The organism is Pseudoduganella guangdongensis (assembly GCF_009857475.1).
Taxonomy (GTDB): Bacteria; Pseudomonadota; Gammaproteobacteria; order Burkholderiales; family Burkholderiaceae_D; genus Rugamonas; species Rugamonas guangdongensis.
In genome coordinates, this window is sequence record NZ_WWCJ01000003.1 from 128341 (window position 1) to 144332 (window position 15992).

The 15992-nt window shown below is 64.7% G+C and carries 23 protein-coding genes; 3 read left to right on the forward strand and 20 right to left on the reverse strand.

Features of this window, described 5'->3' with window-relative positions; all coding sequences use genetic code 11:
• Positions 1–3: 3 nt before the first annotated feature.
• From GTP41_RS04965 to GTP41_RS05000, 8 genes are all read right to left on the reverse strand, one after another.
• Positions 4–420, reverse strand: coding sequence for a YeeE/YedE family protein (locus tag GTP41_RS04965; protein WP_161024465.1), 417 nt, complete (start codon positions 418–420; stop codon positions 4–6).
• Positions 417–875, reverse strand: coding sequence for a YeeE/YedE family protein (locus GTP41_RS04970; protein WP_161024466.1), 459 nt, complete (start codon positions 873–875; stop codon positions 417–419). The genes GTP41_RS04965 and GTP41_RS04970 overlap by 4 nt, the downstream gene beginning before the upstream one ends.
• 4 nt (positions 876–879) lie before the next feature.
• Positions 880–1185 (reverse strand): ArsR/SmtB family transcription factor, encoded by a 306-nt coding sequence (locus GTP41_RS04975; protein ID WP_161024467.1) that lies wholly within the window; start codon positions 1183–1185, stop codon positions 880–882.
• Between the two features lie 64 nt (positions 1186–1249).
• Positions 1250–2485 carry a polyhydroxyalkanoate depolymerase gene (locus tag GTP41_RS04980; RefSeq protein WP_161024468.1) on the reverse strand — a complete coding sequence of 412 codons (1236 nt, stop codon included), beginning with the start codon at positions 2483–2485 and terminating at the stop codon, positions 1250–1252.
• Positions 2486–2693: 208 nt separating this feature from the next.
• A complete protein-coding gene (locus tag GTP41_RS04985; protein ID WP_161024469.1) occupies positions 2694–3761 on the reverse strand; it encodes an NAD(P)/FAD-dependent oxidoreductase in 1068 nt (355 codons plus the stop codon).
• A gap of 81 nt (positions 3762–3842) precedes the next feature.
• On the reverse strand, positions 3843–4166 hold the full coding sequence (gene fdxA, locus GTP41_RS04990; protein ID WP_161024470.1) for a ferredoxin FdxA: 324 nt from the start codon (positions 4164–4166) through the stop codon (positions 3843–3845).
• A gap of 139 nt (positions 4167–4305) precedes the next feature.
• Complete coding sequence (locus tag GTP41_RS04995; RefSeq protein ID WP_161024471.1) at positions 4306–4584, reverse strand: protealysin inhibitor emfourin; 279 nt, start codon at positions 4582–4584, stop codon at positions 4306–4308.
• Positions 4581–5993, reverse strand: a complete 1413-nt coding sequence (locus tag GTP41_RS05000) for a gluzincin family metallopeptidase (RefSeq protein ID WP_161024472.1) — start codon at positions 5991–5993, stop codon at positions 4581–4583. Before GTP41_RS05000 ends, GTP41_RS04995 begins: the two co-directional genes overlap by 4 nt.
• A gap of 126 nt (positions 5994–6119) precedes the next feature.
• Between GTP41_RS05000 and GTP41_RS05005 the strand changes: the two genes are divergently transcribed.
• Positions 6120–6401 carry a polyhydroxyalkanoic acid system family protein gene (locus GTP41_RS05005; protein ID WP_161024473.1) on the forward strand — a complete coding sequence of 94 codons (282 nt, stop codon included), beginning with the start codon at positions 6120–6122 and terminating at the stop codon, positions 6399–6401.
• 7 nt (positions 6402–6408) lie between these two features.
• Here the strand turns inward: GTP41_RS05005 and GTP41_RS05010 are convergent, their stop codons facing one another.
• The 11 genes from GTP41_RS05010 to GTP41_RS05065 all read right to left on the reverse strand — a co-directional run bounded on the left by GTP41_RS05010 (position 6409) and on the right by GTP41_RS05065 (position 14199).
• Positions 6409–6945, reverse strand: coding sequence for a YfbM family protein (locus GTP41_RS05010; protein WP_161024474.1), 537 nt, complete (start codon positions 6943–6945; stop codon positions 6409–6411).
• Positions 6942–7331, reverse strand: a complete 390-nt coding sequence (locus GTP41_RS05015; RefSeq protein ID WP_161024475.1) for a DUF1801 domain-containing protein — start codon at positions 7329–7331, stop codon at positions 6942–6944. Before GTP41_RS05015 ends, GTP41_RS05010 begins: the two co-directional genes overlap by 4 nt.
• A gap of 188 nt (positions 7332–7519) precedes the next feature.
• The gene (locus GTP41_RS27775; protein ID WP_308700833.1) at positions 7520–8434 is read right to left on the reverse strand and encodes a GNAT family N-acetyltransferase; all 915 of its coding nucleotides are present in this window, start codon (positions 8432–8434) and stop codon (positions 7520–7522) included.
• A 170-nt stretch (positions 8435–8604) separates the two neighbouring features.
• Positions 8605–9177: a hypothetical protein gene (locus GTP41_RS05030; protein ID WP_161024476.1), complete on the reverse strand. Its 573-nt coding sequence runs from the start codon at positions 9175–9177 to the stop codon at positions 8605–8607.
• Positions 9134–9616, reverse strand: coding sequence for a DUF2867 domain-containing protein (locus GTP41_RS28100; protein WP_260115124.1), 483 nt, complete (start codon positions 9614–9616; stop codon positions 9134–9136). The genes GTP41_RS05030 and GTP41_RS28100 overlap by 44 nt, the downstream gene beginning before the upstream one ends.
• Positions 9617–9696: 80 nt before the next feature.
• Complete coding sequence (locus GTP41_RS05040; RefSeq protein ID WP_161024477.1) at positions 9697–10035, reverse strand: hypothetical protein; 339 nt, start codon at positions 10033–10035, stop codon at positions 9697–9699.
• A 179-nt stretch (positions 10036–10214) separates the two neighbouring features.
• Positions 10215–10466 carry an acyl-CoA-binding protein gene (locus tag GTP41_RS05045; protein WP_161024478.1) on the reverse strand — a complete coding sequence of 84 codons (252 nt, stop codon included), beginning with the start codon at positions 10464–10466 and terminating at the stop codon, positions 10215–10217.
• 91 nt (positions 10467–10557) lie between these two features.
• A complete protein-coding gene (locus GTP41_RS05050) occupies positions 10558–11595 on the reverse strand; it encodes a DUF1176 domain-containing protein (RefSeq protein WP_161024479.1) in 1038 nt (345 codons plus the stop codon).
• A gap of 100 nt (positions 11596–11695) precedes the next feature.
• Complete coding sequence (locus tag GTP41_RS05055) at positions 11696–11983, reverse strand: HU family DNA-binding protein (RefSeq protein ID WP_028100727.1); 288 nt, start codon at positions 11981–11983, stop codon at positions 11696–11698.
• Positions 11984–12156: 173 nt separating this feature from the next.
• Positions 12157–12732, reverse strand: a complete 576-nt coding sequence (locus GTP41_RS05060; protein ID WP_161024480.1) for a hypothetical protein — start codon at positions 12730–12732, stop codon at positions 12157–12159.
• 96 nt (positions 12733–12828) lie between these two features.
• Complete coding sequence (locus tag GTP41_RS05065; RefSeq protein ID WP_161024481.1) at positions 12829–14199, reverse strand: S8 family serine peptidase; 1371 nt, start codon at positions 14197–14199, stop codon at positions 12829–12831.
• An 89-nt stretch (positions 14200–14288) separates the two neighbouring features.
• Between GTP41_RS05065 and GTP41_RS05070 the strand changes: the two genes are divergently transcribed.
• Positions 14289–14792: an RNA polymerase sigma factor gene (locus GTP41_RS05070; RefSeq protein WP_229502738.1), complete on the forward strand. Its 504-nt coding sequence runs from the start codon at positions 14289–14291 to the stop codon at positions 14790–14792.
• Positions 14789–15547, forward strand: a complete 759-nt coding sequence (locus tag GTP41_RS05075) for an anti-sigma factor family protein (protein ID WP_161024482.1) — start codon at positions 14789–14791, stop codon at positions 15545–15547. The genes GTP41_RS05070 and GTP41_RS05075 overlap by 4 nt, the downstream gene beginning before the upstream one ends.
• A gap of 12 nt (positions 15548–15559) precedes the next feature.
• Here GTP41_RS05075 and GTP41_RS05080 read toward each other — a convergent pair whose 3' ends face one another.
• The gene (locus tag GTP41_RS05080; protein ID WP_161024483.1) at positions 15560–15916 is read right to left on the reverse strand and encodes an FKBP-type peptidyl-prolyl cis-trans isomerase; all 357 of its coding nucleotides are present in this window, start codon (positions 15914–15916) and stop codon (positions 15560–15562) included.
• Between the last annotated feature and the right edge of the window lie 76 nt (positions 15917–15992).

The following is a 15992-nucleotide window of genomic DNA, read 5'->3' on the forward strand; positions in this document are numbered from 1 at the left end:
ACGTTAGCTCCTCTTACGTTCAAACAGTTCGAAGATCGCCATTCCTGCCAACATGGCGAGGAAGAAAATCCACGGCTTGCTGCCGCCGACGGCGAGCGACGTGATGACGGGTCCCGGGCAGTAGCCAGCCAGTCCCCAGCCAATGCCGAAGGCCAGGCTGCCCAGCACCAGGCGGCGGTCGATGTCGCGCGTCTTTGGCAGCGAGATCGGCGCGCCCAAAAGGGCACGGGTGCGCTTGCCGGCGATGTGGAAGGCGATGGTGCCGACCAGCAGGGCGCCCAGCATCACGAAAGCCATCGACGGGTCCCAGTCGCCGAACAGGTCGAGGAAGCCGAGTACCTTGGCGGGATTGGCCATGCCGGAGACGACCAGGCCGAGGCCGAACAGCAGGCCGGCCAGCAGGGAGGTGAGGGCGTTCATAGCAGGCCCCGCACGACGGCGACGGTGGCGAAGCCGGCAGCCATAAAGGTCAGCGTGGCCGCCAGTGAGCGTGGCGAGAGACGCGACAGGCCGCAGATGCCGTGGCCGCTGGTGCAGCCGGAGGCGTAGCGTGTGCCGAGGCCAACCAGCAAACCTGCCACGACCAGGGTGCCGGTGCCGGCGTCGACTTGCGCGGCGGGCAGGGTGGCGAAGGCGCTGTACAGCAGCGGTGCCGCCACCAGGCCGGCCAGGAAGGCGATGCGCCACGCGGAGTCGCCATCGGCTGCAGGCGCGACGCCTGGCGTGGCCGTGGCGGCAGGACGCGGGATGACACGGCCCACGAGTCCGCCCAGGATGCCGCTGATGCCGGCAATCCGGCCATTGAGCAGCAACAGCATTGCTGCCGCCACTCCAATCATGATGCCGCCTAGCAGTGGCGCGAAGTAAGCGCTCATTGTTCTACTCCTTTGGACAGTAAAGTTTGTACAGCACCTGCAGCACCGCCATCGCTTCCGTACTGGCGATGCTATAAAAGATTTGCTTGCCTTCGCGCCGGGTGGCGACCAGTTCGTTGTTGCGCAGGACAGTCAGTTGCTGCGACAACGTCGGCTGGCCGATGCCGGTGGCTTCTTCCAGCTCACCGACCGAGTGTTCGCCACCCACCAGCTGGCAAAGCAGTAGGAGACGGTCCTGGTTGGCGAGCGACTTCAGCAGGCCCGAGGCGCGGCCGGCGGCGGCTTGCAAGGCAACGGGATTGATTTTCATAATATATAAAAAAGTATATTGTAACCCAAAATAAAACCGGGCGCGCTGGCCCGGTCCGGTTGCCTTAGCCGTGCTTCTTGATAAAACCGGCGATGCGCGGGCAGACGGTTTCGCGCCAGCGGCGGCCGGAGAAGATGCCGTAGTGGCCGGCGCCCGGCACCACGAAATCCTCCTGCATATCGGCCGGAATGCCGGAGCACAGGTCGTGCGCAGCCTGGGTCTGGCCGGCGCCGGAAATATCATCGAGCTCGCCTTCCACCGTCATCAGGGCCACGTTCTTGATGTCCTGCGGACGCACGAACACGCCATCCACTTCCCAGGTGCCTTGCGGCAGGCGGAACTCCTGGAACACGGTCTTGATGGTGTCCAGGTAGTACTCGGCCGGCATGTCCAGCACCGCGTTGTACTCGTCGTAGAACTTGCGGTGCGATTCTGCCGGTTCGTCGTCGCCGCGCACCAGGTGCATGTAGAACTCGCGGTGCGACTGGGCGTGGCGGCCCGGGTTCATGGCGATAAAGCCGGCATGCTGCAGGAAGCCCGGGTAGACCTTGCGGCCAAAGCCCGGATAGTTCGGCGGCACCGCGTAGATCACGGTGTTCTCGAACCAGGAGAATTTCTTTTCCACCGCCAGGTTGTTGACCTGGGTCGGCGATTTGCGCGGGTCGATCGGGCCGCCCATCATGGTCATGGTCTTGGGCAGCTTGGGGTCGTTGGCGGTGGCCATCAGCGAGATCGCGGCCAGCACCGGCACGGTTGGCTGGCAGACGGAAATCACATGCAGGTCCGGGCCCAGCGAACGGATGAACTCCTGCACGTACTTGACGTAGTCGTTCAGGTGGAACGGGCCTTCGGACAGCGGCACCAGGCGCGCGTCGATCCAGTCGGTGATATAGACGTCGTGCTCTTGCAGCAAGGCTTGCACGGTGTCGCGCAGCAGGGTGGCGTGGTGGCCCGACAGCGGCGCCACGACCAGCACGGTCGGTTGCTTGAGCGCCTTGAATTCCTTGGCCGGCATGTCCTTGCGGAAGTGCAGCAGCTTGCAGAACGCCTTCGCTTCAACCACGGACTCGATAATGCCGACTTCCTTGCCTTTCACCGCCGCCTGTTTGATGCCGAATTCCGGCTTTTCGTATTCCTTACCCAGGCGGTACATCAGCTCATAGCCGGCGGCGATACGCTGGGAGAACGGGGTATGGGCAAACGGCGACACCGGATTGGTGAACAGCTTGGACGAGGCTTCCGCCCACTGCATCAATGGGTGCAGAAGCGAGCGTTGCATTTCGTGCAATTGGTAAAGCATAGTAGGTCCCGCTGAAAATTGTGGCAATGCGCAAAGTTAGTTCAATTATAGGCCATTTATTCATGACCAGAAGCATTCCGCAGTACCTCTCAGAAAGTACATAAACATCGGCTAACACTACATGATTCCAACATAATACGGGGGCGAAAACAAAAAAAGCAGCGTTTCCGCTGCTTTTTTGTAGGACACGTCCGAAGAACTGGTCGGATCAGTCGAACACCGGGGTTTCGACGCCCAGCACTTTGTGGAGTTTTGGCGACGTCGTGGTGTACTGCATGTGGATCTTCTTGTCCGGGAAGATATATGGTGCAGCGCCGAACGCGGCCAGCGCGGCTTCGTGGAAGCCCGACAGGATCAGCTTTTTCTTGCCCGGGTAGGTGTTGATGTCGCCCACGGCGAAAATACCCGGCACATTGGTTTCGAACTTCTCGGTCGAGACCACTTTCAGCTGCTTGCGCTCGATATCCAGGCCCCACTCGGCGATCGGGCCCAGCTTTGGCGACAGGCCGTAGAACACCAGCAGCATGTCCAGCGGCACGCGGCGGGTCACGCCGTCGGCGCCGGTCACGCGCAGTTCGCTCAGTTTGTCGTCCTTGGTCTCGATGCCCGACACCTGGCCGACGATCAGCTGCATCTCGTACTCGTCGCACAGCTGCTTCATCTTCGCCACCGAAGCCGGGGCGGCGCGGAAGTCTTCACGGCGGTGCAGCAGCACCACGGATTCGGCCTTGCCCACGAAGTTCAGGGCCCAGTCCAGCGCGGAGTCGCCGCCGCCGCAGATGACCAGGTTCTTGCCTTCGAATTGCGCCGGGTTCTTCACGCGGTAGAACAGCTGCGAGCCTTCGAAGGCTTCGATGCCGTCCACTTTCATGGTGCGCGGCTGGAACGAACCCACGCCGGCAGCGATGAAGATGGTCTTGGTGATGAACTTGGTGCCGAGCGAGGTTTCCACGTCAAAGCGGCCGTCTTCGCGCTTTTGCACGACGGTGACTTCCTGGCCCAGGTGGTAGGTGGCGCCGAACGGCTCGATCTGCTTCAGCAGGCCGTCGGTCAGTTCCTGGCCGGTGCAGGATGGAATTGCAGGAATGTCGTAGATCGGCTTGTCCGGGTACAGTTCCACGCACTGCCCGCCAACGGCGGCCAGGGAGTCGATGACGTGGGCTTTGATTTCCAGCAGGCCGAGTTCGAAGACCTGGAACAGGCCGACTGGGCCGGCGCCGATGATCACGGCATCGGTCTCGTGGAAACCGCCTGGTGGGGTGCTGACGACATTCATAATGATTCTCATTCCATCTGAATAAGCGAACACCGCGTCAGGCGCGGTGTTGCACGTTTAGTAATAGGCTTGTTGCAGCGCTTAGCGCTTCAGCAGCTGGATCTTTTCCTTGACGTCCTTGAACTGCTCGGCTTCCGGCAGGGCAGGCTTGGTCTTGGTGATAGAAGGCCAGTTGCGCGACAAGTCAGCATTGATCTTGATGAATTGCTGCTGGTCGGACGGCACGTCTTCCTCGGCGAAAATGGCGTTGACCGGGCACTCGGCGACGCACACGGCGCAGTCGATGCACTCATCGGGATCAATCGCCAGGAAATTCGGGCCTTCGCGGAAGCAATCTACCGGGCAAACATCGACGCAATCGGTATAGCGGCAGGCGATGCAGGATTCGGTGACAACGTGGGTCATAACAGTCCTATCTATGTTTGGGTGCTGGAAAAAGCTCAGCAAAGCACTGTATTTTAAGGCAATCCGCTATTTCTCACAATTCGGGCTTAGACACAATGTAAATAAGCAAATTCGTGGATTGCGCGAGACAGGAGGGGATTCAGGCGGCGGAACGGATCAAATCCAGCAGATCCTGCCATGGGGGCGCGCCTGTTTCGACAAAGCTTATGCTATGTCGTTGACGGCCATCATCGGCGGTGATAGTCCAGAGCCCCAGGTCGGCGCCGATCACCGAATTTTCATCGGTTTCTGCACCAAAAAAACCTACGGAGACCAGCGCCGCTTCCAGCGCTGGACCGAGCGGACTTGTCGTCGTGTTAACTTCGAAATGCTGCTGGAGGCCGGCAAAGCCGCCTCCGCCGCTGGCAACGATCTTCATTTTCTTACGCTCTGCTCTCCAGGGTGGGCACCGTAATTCTTGCACCAGGCGGCCAGGGCTTGGCGCTCGGCTTCCAGTACGCCCTCCATATCGAAGTATTCGGCATGGTTCATGGTGCCGCAGCAGGTGCGCCGGTCCTGCTGGGCGTCGGGCGCGTCCTCGACCATGGCGCCCAGCTCCCCATCGGCCGGCTGGTCGGCCGTCAGCGGCGCCGGCGATGCCACCACCACCTCGCGCAGTGTAAAACGGTTGCGGATGAAGCTGGCGTACTCGAGCGGCTTGCCGTCTTCGGCCGCGATGCGCAGCATCTGGTTCACCACGTCGGCGTACTTGGCGTTGGTGTCGGGCGCGGCGACCAGGGCGCGCAGCACCAGGCTGCACAGGTAGCCGGCGGCATGGTGCAGCACGGCGGCGTCGTCGCGCAGGCCGGGCGCGCGCTCGAAGGAAAAGATGTCGGCCAGGATATCGTAAATGGCGCCGGTGAACACCTGCGAGATCGCATGCACCTCATTGCCCGTATCGGACAGCTTAAGGTCGTTGTCCGCATTGCGCAGGCCATTCGGTCGGCCCAGCGCCAGGCCGAATTGTTCCGCCATATCGGCCAGGAAGGTCTTGTCGTGCAGGTCGGCCTTGGTCTGCGCCACCACCGCTTCCACCTGGTCGAACTGGGACAGGGCGAGGAAGATGGCGGTCAGGTCGCCGAAGGATTCATGCAGGCCGCCCGTCTGCGGCGGCGCGCTGTTCAGGATCCACTTCGGCTTCAGCCCGTCCAGCACGGCGTGGCCGGTCTCGTGCGCCACAATATCGAAGGAGCGGCAGGTAAACACGCGCCCCATGTCGCCGCTCGGCACAAAATGGCCGAACTTCAGCGCGCGGTCGTTGCGGCTGTAATAGGCGTTCATCACATTCGGCAGGCCGTGCGGGAAGACTTGCAGCGGCTCGGTGTTGCGGCTGTTGTTCCAGGCCCAGGGCAGGGGCGCGCCCTGGTCGGCGCGCGCCAGCACGCGCTGGTACATGGTCAGGGTCAGGCGCACCACGGCGAAGCTGTGCACGGCGTCGAACTGGTCGGTGTCGGGCTGCATGATGAAGTCGCCGAAGACGTTCGGGCTGACCGGCGCTATGCCCGGTTGGCCGAAGGTGATGCGGGCGTCGCGCGGGCCTTCCAGGAACACCCCCGGCATGAACAGCTTGCGGGTGCCGATCTCGGCGACGGACGGGTCCTGCTTCCAGATCAGCACGCGGGCGCCGGCGGGCGGGGCGGCCGCCAGGCGCGGCGAGATGCTGCCGTCCATCAGGCGCGGCGCGCCGGGCTGCTGCAGCAGTTGCGCCGACTTGCGGTGCGCGCGGTAGGGGGCGGAGGGTGTCGGCACATAGCCGACCGGCAAAGTCATGCACATATTCTCATCCATGATCTTTCTCCCAAGGGGCGGTGGAAAGGTCATGGTTACCCTGTCTGCGCCATCGCCCTTTGATCCCGCGCAAAGGTACGTGAGTTAAAATGCCGCCTTTTGTGTTATTTGCAGAGTAGGGAAGGCATGGCCGACATCAATATTACCCAGGCCCACAACCTGGACCCCGCGCAAGCGCGCGCGGCAGCGGAACAAGTTGCAGAACGTATCGCCAAGGAGTTCGACCTGGCGTGCCACTGGCAGGGCGACACCCTGAAATTCGGCCGCAGCGGCGTGGAGGGCACGCTGACCCTGGCCGACAGCGCGGCCCACATGAATATCAAGCTCGGTTTCCTGATGGGTGCGTTCAAGAGCGCCATCGAAGGCAAGGTCGCCGAGAAAATGCGTACGGTCTTCGCCGCCGCCTGAGCGCCCGCTAGTTCAGCACGTAGGCCACGGCCAGGCCCGCATCGGCGCTGCGCTGGAACAGGGCGCGCAGCTGCACAAAGGCGTCCTGCAGTTTTTTCAGCGGCGCTTCGCCGCTGCGTTCCTGTTCCACCCAGTCATTCGGATAAACGCTGGCCTGGTCCATGGCGGCGGCATCAAAACTGGCCGCCAGGTCGGCTGGATCAATGGCCGCCATTCGTTTGGCCAGGCGCCGCACCTCCTCCGGCGTGTAAAAGAAGGCCGGGCCATAACCCAGGTCGGGGCCGATCTTTCTCCCGCCCAACACGACAATGCAAGGCGTGGCGCCGCAATGCCGGTCCAGCAGCCATTCCAGCCCGTGCCACAGCTTGCCCAGTTTCACATGGTCGCCCTGGCCTTGCAGCAGCAGTTGCGAGATCTTCTCCCGGCTGTCGGCGGCTTTTTTGATGCTGCGGTCCGGGGCTGCGGTGATCGTATACCCGAGGGCGGCCTGGGCGGTGTTTGCCGCCAGCAGGAAGGCGGCGAGCGTGAGCAGTTGGCGGATCATGGCGTGATGGTGGTGGGGTTGCCGATGCGATGGTTAAGGGCGACCGCGTTGCGCACCAGTTCCAGCACGGTTGCGCGGTCGAGTGGTGTTCCTTGTCGCAGTTCCAGCGTACGCAGTTCATACTTGCCGCCGCCGGTCATGCGCGGTTCAAGGTGCAACAGGCGCTTGCCGCGCCAAAAGCCGAACAGCACCCGCTCTTGTTCTGCGCGGATCAGCAGCACCGGCCCGTTCGAGAAGTAGACCAGGTGGCGCCATTTGATGCGCTCATCCAGATCCGGCGCCGCCTCCAGCACAGCGGCCCGCAGCGCCTCCACGAAGTCGCGCCGCCAGCCGTCCAGCGCCGCCACGTAGGCATCCGGGTTTGCCGCCGCGACTTCCTTTTTCATGCGTCCCCCTTTTTTACCACTCCCGTCACGCTTCGGTGATGTCCCTTTCGGCATCCAGGCCGGCGGCCGTCGCGGCGCCGCCCCGCTGGCCAGTGTCGATCAGGGCACGGTCGCATTTGTCGTTCCGTGTATTCAAGGCTAGCACGGTTTTCTTCACTTCCGCCAGGATGGCATCTGCGCCAGGTCGCTCATTCCTGCTCCAGGAAGCGGTGTAAAACAAAGGCATCCACCAAACCAAGCTCGCGGTGACGGAAGGCCTGCGGCAGGGTTCCGGCAATAGCAAAGCCCAACTTGCGGTAAAGCGCCATCGCCGCCGCATTGCTGCCCACTACATAATTGAACTGCATGGCCAGGAAACCCTCCCTGCGCGCCTGCGCCAGGCTATGCTCGACCAGCAAGCGGCCGATGCCCCGGCCTTGTGCTGGCCTTGCCACGGCGTAGGTTGCGCTGGCGACGTGGGCGCCATGGTCCGGGTAGTTTGCACCCATCTTGTACATGCCGACGATACGCCCGCCGTCGCAGGCCACATAGGGCGGCTGGCTGCTGAACCAGTGCAGCTCAAAGGTCGACTTCGGGAAGGCTGCACCAAACGGGAACGCGTCGCCGCCTTCCAGCAGCGGCTGGAATACGGCCCACATCTCGTCCAGGTCATCCGGGACGGCGCGGCGGATGCGCAGATGGGGCGCGAGCAGGTAAGCGACTTCGGTATCGTTTTTCATTGCGCCGCGCTGCCAGCCCTGTGCCTGATAGAAGCGGTCCGCCCGCGTGTCGGCCGCAGTTGCGAGCTTGACGGCCTGGGCGCCGCAAGCGAACAGCCAGTCGGCGGCAAGCAGCAGCAACTGCTTGCCCGCGCCCAGGCCCTCGTGGCCCGGCGCGACGAACAGCGCCCAGATCGAATGATCCTCGCGCGCCGCAAATGAGAAGCCAATTACCGCGCCGTCCCGTTCGCATACCCAGCCGCGCCCCAGCTGCTCCAGGTGGTCTTCGTACATCTGCCGTGTGATGCGGCCCGGGTCGGACAAGGCATTCTCGCGCACGGACAGGCGAATGGCGCTCATGGCGGGAATGTCGCTGGCCGTCGCGCGGCGGAAATTGAGTGTCATGCGTTCCAAAGAGAGGTAAGGATGAACATGGTCATCGTAGCGTTAAACGCGCATGCGCGGCCACGGCGGGCGCCCTTTTACGCAGTGCGGCGAAACCAAGCGACAGGGCCGCAGGCACCAGCATGGCTCGTCATGTCGGTCGGCGAAATCGCATTACTTAAAATACAACTCTAACACGACTGGTAAAAGCGTTGGCGGGCCAGGGCTCCGGCATGCACGCTGGCGCCGTGCGCCAGCAACAGCGTTGCGCGCCGTGCAACCGGATCGCGCGCGTCAGCCGCAGCGGGCAAGGCCTGCGCCGCCGCTGCGCGCCAGAAACCGGCGCCGGCAATGCGCGGCATGGCTTTGCACATGGCCCAGAATTCGCGGCAGATGCGGCGGTCAAGATAGGCGAGGGCGGCGCGCTCGAGGCGCGCACGGGCGCCGGCGGCAAGCGGCAGGCGCGCCAGCCAGCGCCACAGGCGCTCTTTCAGGTAACCCGAGCGGAAATGGTAAGGATCGGCCAGCAGGAATTGCACCGCAGCGTCGATGGCGGCCGGGTCGCCGCCGCGCACGCGCTCCAGCATGGCCGCGCCGCCAGGGAAACACAGCCTGTCGTAGCGCGTATAAAAGTCTTCACACGCAGCCTGCCAGGCGGCGCGCTGCCCCGGCGAGGCGTGGCGTTCGCTGGCCAGCGCATTGATGCGCGCCAGCAGGTGATTAATTGCGAGGGAGTTTTGCTGGATACATTCGAGGCTTTGCATACGCCCCTAAGGATATCAGAGCGCGCGCTATGCAGCCGCCCGCTTCAGCATGGCGCGCACGATGATTTTGTGCAGCGGCGTTACCGGCAGCATATAGAGGCGGCCCAGCCAATTGTGGACGTGCACCACCGCCGACGATGATGGCGCCGCGCGGCGTTTTGCAGACGGAAAGCACCACATCCAGGTGCTTGTCCGAGTCGCCCAGCAGCACTTCACCGGGCGTCAGGTAAAGCAGGGAGAAGATGCCGACCCGATCGCCCATGCGGTAGTCGCTGGCCGTGCGCACCGCATCAAGGCGCGCAAGATGGCCCAGGTTTTTCAATCCCACCAGGCCGGCCATCCAGTTCCGCAGCGCCATCAAGCGGTTCACCCAGCCGGGAGTCTGGCGCACGACGCGCAGGTACAGTTCCAGCGCCGGGGCGTTGTCGTCGTCGGGCATGGCCACCTGGTAGCAGTCGTGGAAATACGCACCGGGCAGGCGCAGGCTGGCCTGGCTGCCTGCCGGCGGTGCGGCGGGAATTACTTGCGCAGCAGCGCCCACAGCGAATAGGCGCCGGCGGCGGTGCCGAGCGGGAAGTTGAACAGTGCGATCACGCTGAAGATGATGACGAAGGTGCGGCCGGCAGGAGAGCCGTTCAGGTAAGCCACCGCAGCGGCGATCTGCGCCACGCCGTACAGTGCGAACAGGCCGACGATGAATGCGCCAAAGCCGGCAATCCAGCCCACGAAAGGCACATCGGCCTGCGCCAGCGCAGCCATGCCGCCGAAGAACAACATGATGAACAGGAGCGACAGCAGCAGGAACGCGCCCATGATGATGTGGAGGACGGCAGCGATCTTCGAGTGGTTATCCAGCATAGCGGCGTTAGTTATTTTGCAAAACATCCAGTGTGCAGCATGGGCACGGGTTTTGACAAGGGCTAGCAGGCCGGTGGCGATGGCGCGGCATATGGCCAGGCATCGAGGCCAGTCCGAAGGCGGAGGAGATGGGGACCTGCAGCCAGCGCAAGGCGGTCAGCGCGGCCCCCATGGGAGGATTACTTCAGGCTTTCGATCAGGTCGATGTACTGCTGCTTGGCGTCGTCCTGGCTGGTGCCGGCCAGGGCCGCCCACGCGTCGAACTTGGCGCGGTTGACGAAGTCGGTCATGCCTGGACGCTCGCCGGTCGCATCGCCTGCGGAGCCTTGCTTGTACAGGGCGTAGATCTTCAGCAGGGTCATGTTGTCCGGACGCTCCGGCAGGTTCTTGGAATCGGCCATCGCCGCGTCGAACTGTTCTTGCAGGCTCATTGTATTTACCTCTGGTTAGGTGGGGTGTATGAAGCGCCATCATACAAAAGAACGCCGCCGCTGCCTTAGAGTATAAGCTCCAAATTCTGCGCTAGCGGGTCACCCTGGTCGGCAGCGACCAGGCGCCGCCGGGGGCGATCAGGCGGCACATGCCGGTGGTGGATTCCGCGATCAGTTGGAAGCGCTTGCCGTCCCAGCCCAGGGTGCGCGACGACCAGCAGTCGCCCAGGCCGCGCCCCTTGTGCTGCTCGTCGATCTTGCCTTCGCTGTAGTCGCTGCCGCTGGTGGTGGCCAGCACCGGCTGGAAAGGCGGTTTGTCGTTGACCACCCAGTAGCCGCTGCCGGCGTTGTAGGCTGCCATCCAGCAGCGGGCGGATACCAGCATCTGCGTTGGCGACAGGCGCTGTGCTTCCAGCGCCACCTGGTCTTCCTGGTCGTGCAGGTCGTCGCAATCTTCCTGGCTGGTGGCTGCTTTCAGTGCGGCGCGCAGGGCTTTCTCGTGGCGTGCCACGAACTTGGTGTCCGACGGCTGCGGTTTCGGTATCCGCGCCAGCGCGAATTTAGGTGCCGGTACTGCGGGCGGCACCCCGGCTTCCGGCTTGCCGCCTTTGCGCAGCAGGGCGCCCGGCGTGCCGATCCGGCCTTGGTATTCGTCCATTTTCAGCAGGACTGCGGCGGCGCCGGCGTCCGATAAACGCCAGGTATGGTCGCCGACGCTCATTTCGACCTCGGCGTGTTTGGCCAGCGCCGCCACGAGCGCGGCAAGCTGGCTGGCGCTCAGGTCTGCCGTGAGCGAATCCTTGGAGAAGGCGAGCGAACCGTGCGCCGCGCCGTTGATGTGCAACGCCAGCTTGAATTTCGCCGGCAAGCCGTCCACCACCGGGTTATCGCCATATTGGCCGATCATCGCCTGGCCGCTGGCGGCCTGGCCAGGGCCCGCCGGGCGCGTCAGCAGCACCGAGACGGCGTAGTCGCCAGCGTCGTAGCCGCTGTAACCGGCGGCGCGGCAGGTGCCGGTGTTGTCGCAGGCGAGCTCCCAATCGTGGTGGGAGAACGAAAGTCCGTCGGAGTTGAAAGCGGCTGCGGACAGCGGCAGCAGGGCGAAAATCAGGGTGGCAAGTCGTCGCATGGCGGGGGCGCTTTGCAGGGGAGGGAAATAAAAAACGGCGGTTCAAGACACGCCGCGCTGGCTAGCCTTGAACCGCCGTTCTGGCGGTAAGCCCGAAGAATTACTTCTTCTTGGTTGGGTTCACAGCGGCTTTCAGGGTCGCGCCAGCCGAGAACTTAGGGGTCTTGGACGCAGCGATCTTGATCGCTTCGCCGGTGGCTGGGTTGCGGCCTTTACGGGCAGCGCGCTTGGCGACGGAGAAGGTGCCGAAACCGGTGATGCCAACGGTGTCGCCCTTTTTCAGACGTTCGGTAACGATCGCGATCAGGGTGTTAATTGCTTCGTTAGCGGCGGCGCCGGACATTTCGGTGCGCTTCGCAAATTCTGCAATCAGTTCGCCTTTTTTCATTACTACCTCCTTGGTTAATGGAGCGCGCAGATTAGCACATTAATTGAAAAAAGTGTTCACCCTTTTTTGAAGAAGCCCATACAGTGACTGGCTCGCTACGAAATTTTGGCTGCGGGCGGGCGAAAACCTCGCCTGGTTTAAGATTTTGCGCCGGCCCGCTCCGGATTGGTGCGTTACTGCCGGGAGCCCTCAACGGCGGCGTTTTTGCCGGTTTGGGCGCTGAAGCCCGCGTTCATGTTGGCGTTGACGGCGGCGCTGCGCGGGGATGGCGCTGCGGTGTTTGCAGGGCCGGAGCTGCCCGCTGCCGAAGCCTCGCCGGCACTATTGGCCGCGCCGCCGTTCGCCGCTCCGCCCGAAGCCGCGCCACCAGAGGCCGCCTTGGCGTCGCCAGTCGCAGCGCCGGTCATCGCGGCAGTGCCGCGCGCCAGCGTTGCGCCGCTGCTTGCCGCAGTGCCGGCGCTTCCGTTTGCGCTACCGGCTGCGCTGCCCGTGTCGCGCGCCAGGCTGGCCGCGCTATCCACGCGGGCGCCGGCATCAAGGTTGCGCTGGGAGCCGCGCACAGCGCGACCGGCAACGTCGCCGGACATTGCGCCGCGCATGGCCCCCGCGCCGCCGCCCAAGGCGCCGCCAAATCCGCCGCCGATATTTCCGCCCAAGGCGCCGCCCAATGGGCCTGCGTGGGCGACAGCGCCTGCGCTGGCAAGGGCAAACAGTGCGGCGCGGATGAAGGTTGCGAGCTTGGTGTTCATGTCTGTTCTCCTGATTTTTTGCAGCGGGAAATCCGCCGCCTTCATTCAGAGAACGAACCGGATTCGGGATTTAATCCCTTCAACGCAAAAAAAAATTCAGCGGAAGTTGGCAGGCGGGATGCGCAGGCTTTCGCCCACCACGCCACGCCCGGTGCCGTCGCCCGCCGCCACCGCATCCGCCGCCAGCGCAGCCAGCGTGCGCGCCGCCTGGCCGGGGGAAGGCGACGGCAGTCCCGGCGCCAGCAGCGCCGCAACCAGGGGGGAGGCGAAGCTGGTCCCGCGCACCAGTTTGTAGGGCGGCTTGCCGATGGCCGCCGCCGCCATCTGGCTGCCCGGCGCGGCGAACATGACCTGCGGCCCGCGCGCCGCCTCCGGCAGCGGGCGGCGCTTGGGATCGACCGCGCTCACGCCCACCACGCCCGGATAGCTGGCCGGATACAAGGGCGGCGCATTCGGGCCGTCGTTGCCGACCGCCGCCACCAGCAGGTGCCCGCGCGCCACCAGCGCCGCCACCGTGTTGCCCAGCGCACGGTTGGCCGGGCCTACCAGGCTGATATTGATGACCCCCACCTGCTCGCGCGCCAGCCAGGCCAGCGCCTGGACAATGCGGCTGGCCGAGCCGCCCGCCGCCTGGTCGCAATAGATATCCGCCGCGTACAGCCTGGCGCCCGGCGCCGCCCCGCTGAAACGGGCGGATTTACCCACCAGCAGCGCCGCCACCGCCGTGCCGTGCGGGGCGGGCACGCTGGCGCCGTCGCAGCCCCAGCGCACCATGCGGGCATCCTCGAATACTTCGTGCCGCTCATCGATGCCGCTGTCCACCAGCCCGATGCGCACACCGGACCCGGCGCCGCTTGCCGCAGCCGGGGCCTCCGCTGCGCCGCGCCGCCCGCCATTGCGGCCGTCGGCAGCGGCCGCGCCGGCCCCGGTATACACGTGGTTGAAATCGTAGACACCTTCCGCATCCGCCGCCCGCAAGGCCTCCAGCGCGGCAGCCGTGGCCACGCCGTCCGGCACGCGCAAGACCACCAGCGTTTGCCCGATTTCGGGCATCTCCTGCCGGCTGGCCAGCGCCAGGCCGGCGGAGGCGGCTGCCGCCAGGCCCGCCGACGAGGGCGACCATGCCAGGATTTCGCGCCGCACCATGGGGAAGCCGGCCGGATCGGCCTCCAGCTGCGCCGGATGGCGCGCCAGCAAATCGCGCACGGTCGCCAGCCGCAACTGGTCCAGCGACGCCACTTGGCGCGGCAATTCCGCCACATCCAGCCAGCGCTCGCGCAGGCGGCCGCGCAAGCCGCCCTCATCCAGCCGGGACGGCAACGGCACGCCGAGTCCGCCCGGCAGCTGGGGCAGGCCGGGCAGCCCGACCTGGGCCGCCGCCGGGCCGGCGCAGGCCAGCGTGCCCAGGGCAAACAGCAGGTAGCGGCAGGAACGCAACAGGGGATAAGACGGGCGCAGGCTTGGCATGGTCGGATGATAATATAGGCTATCGGTATCTATTCCGTAATAACGATGGAAGTCGGGAATAAAATCCCCACCCCGTTCGTTATCCACCTATGATGGACAACGATAACGCCCTGCATGACGACATTGCCGCGCTTCTGCCGCGGCTGCGGCGCTTCGCCCGCACGCTGGCCTGGCATCGGGAGGACGCGGACGACCTGGTCCAGCTGGCGGTGGAGCGCGCCATCGTGCACGGCGCCTCCTACCAGCCGGGTACCCGTCTGGACAGCTGGCTGTTCCGTATCATCAAGAATGCCTGGATCGACGAGGTGCGCGCCCGTACCCGCCGCAGCGAGCTGTTTGCGCCGGAGGAAGAGGGCGAGCACGTGGGCGACGACTTCGCCGAAGCCCACCAGCAGCGCATGGCCGTGCAAAAAGCCGTCAGTTTGCTGAGCGAAGAGCACCGCCTGGTGGTCGGCCTGGTGCTGGTGGAGGGCCTGCCTTATAAAGAAGCGGCCGACGTGCTGGACATCCCGGTCGGCACCCTGACCAGCCGGTTGGCGCGCGCCCGCAGCGCCCTGCAAGAACATTTATCGGAACAAGCGAGGACAGTATGAAGAGTTTTTCCGACGAGGTCCTGATGGCCTATGCCGATGGCGAACTGGATGAAGTCACCTGCCGCGCCCTGGAAGACGCCATGCGCAAGGACGCCAGCCTGGCGCACCGCGTGGCCCAGTACAAGGCCATGCGCGCCAGCGTCTTCGCCGCCTACGCCCCGGTGGCCGAGGAGGCGGTGCCGCCGCGCCTGGCGCAGCCGCTGCGCCAGGCCACCGTGGTCAGCCTGGATTCCGTGCGCGCCCGGCGCGAGGCGGAGCAGCAGGCCGCGCGCAAGGCAAGCCGTGGCCGCCACTGGTCCTGGCCCGAATGGGGGGCATTGGCGGCCATGCTGATGGTGGGGGTGCTGGCCGGCCACTACGGCATGGGCTTGCTGCCGATTGAAGATGGAGAAACGATCGCCAGCCGCAACGGCGTGCTGGTGGCGCAAGGGCGCCTGGCGACGGCGCTGGATCTCCAGTTGGGCGGCAGCGGCGGACCGGTGCGCATCGGCACCAGCTTCCTGTCGCAGGACGGCGTTTACTGCCGCAGCTTCATGACGGCGCAGGACATGGCGGGCCTGGCTTGCCGCCAGGGGGCGATGTGGAAGGTGCAGATGGCGCTGCAGAATCCAGCCAAGGGACAGCAGGGGGAATACAGGCAGGCCGGGGCGGAGATGCCGCCCCAGGTCCTGGAGGCGATCGACCAGCGCATCAGCGGGCAGCCGCTGGATGCGAAGGCCGAGCAGGAGGCCGTGCAGCGCAAGTGGCTGCGCTAGGCCGGGGCGGATTTATACGCCCAGCAGTTCCACGTCGAAGATCAGGGTGGCGTTCGGCGGGATTACGCCGCCGGCGCCGCGCGAGCCGTAGCCCAGGCTGGCAGGGATGATCAGCTGGCGGGTGCCGCCGACCTTCATGCCTTGCACGCCTTCATCCCAGCCTTGGATGACCATGCCGGCGCCCAGCGCGAATTCGAACGGGTCGTTGCGGTCTTTGGAGGAATCGAATTTCGGGCCTTTGCTGCCGTCGTCGTTACGCAGCCAGCCGGTGTAGTGTACGGTGACATTCTGGCCTGCCTTGGCTTCGGCGCCGTCGCCGGCGGTGATGTCGTCGTATTGCAGGCCGGATGCGGTGGTGATGATAGTCATGTGGATTCCTTTGAAATGAGGGACTTAGGCCGCGATTGTAGTGCATCCGCGGCGGACACCCTTTAAATGTTGTCGG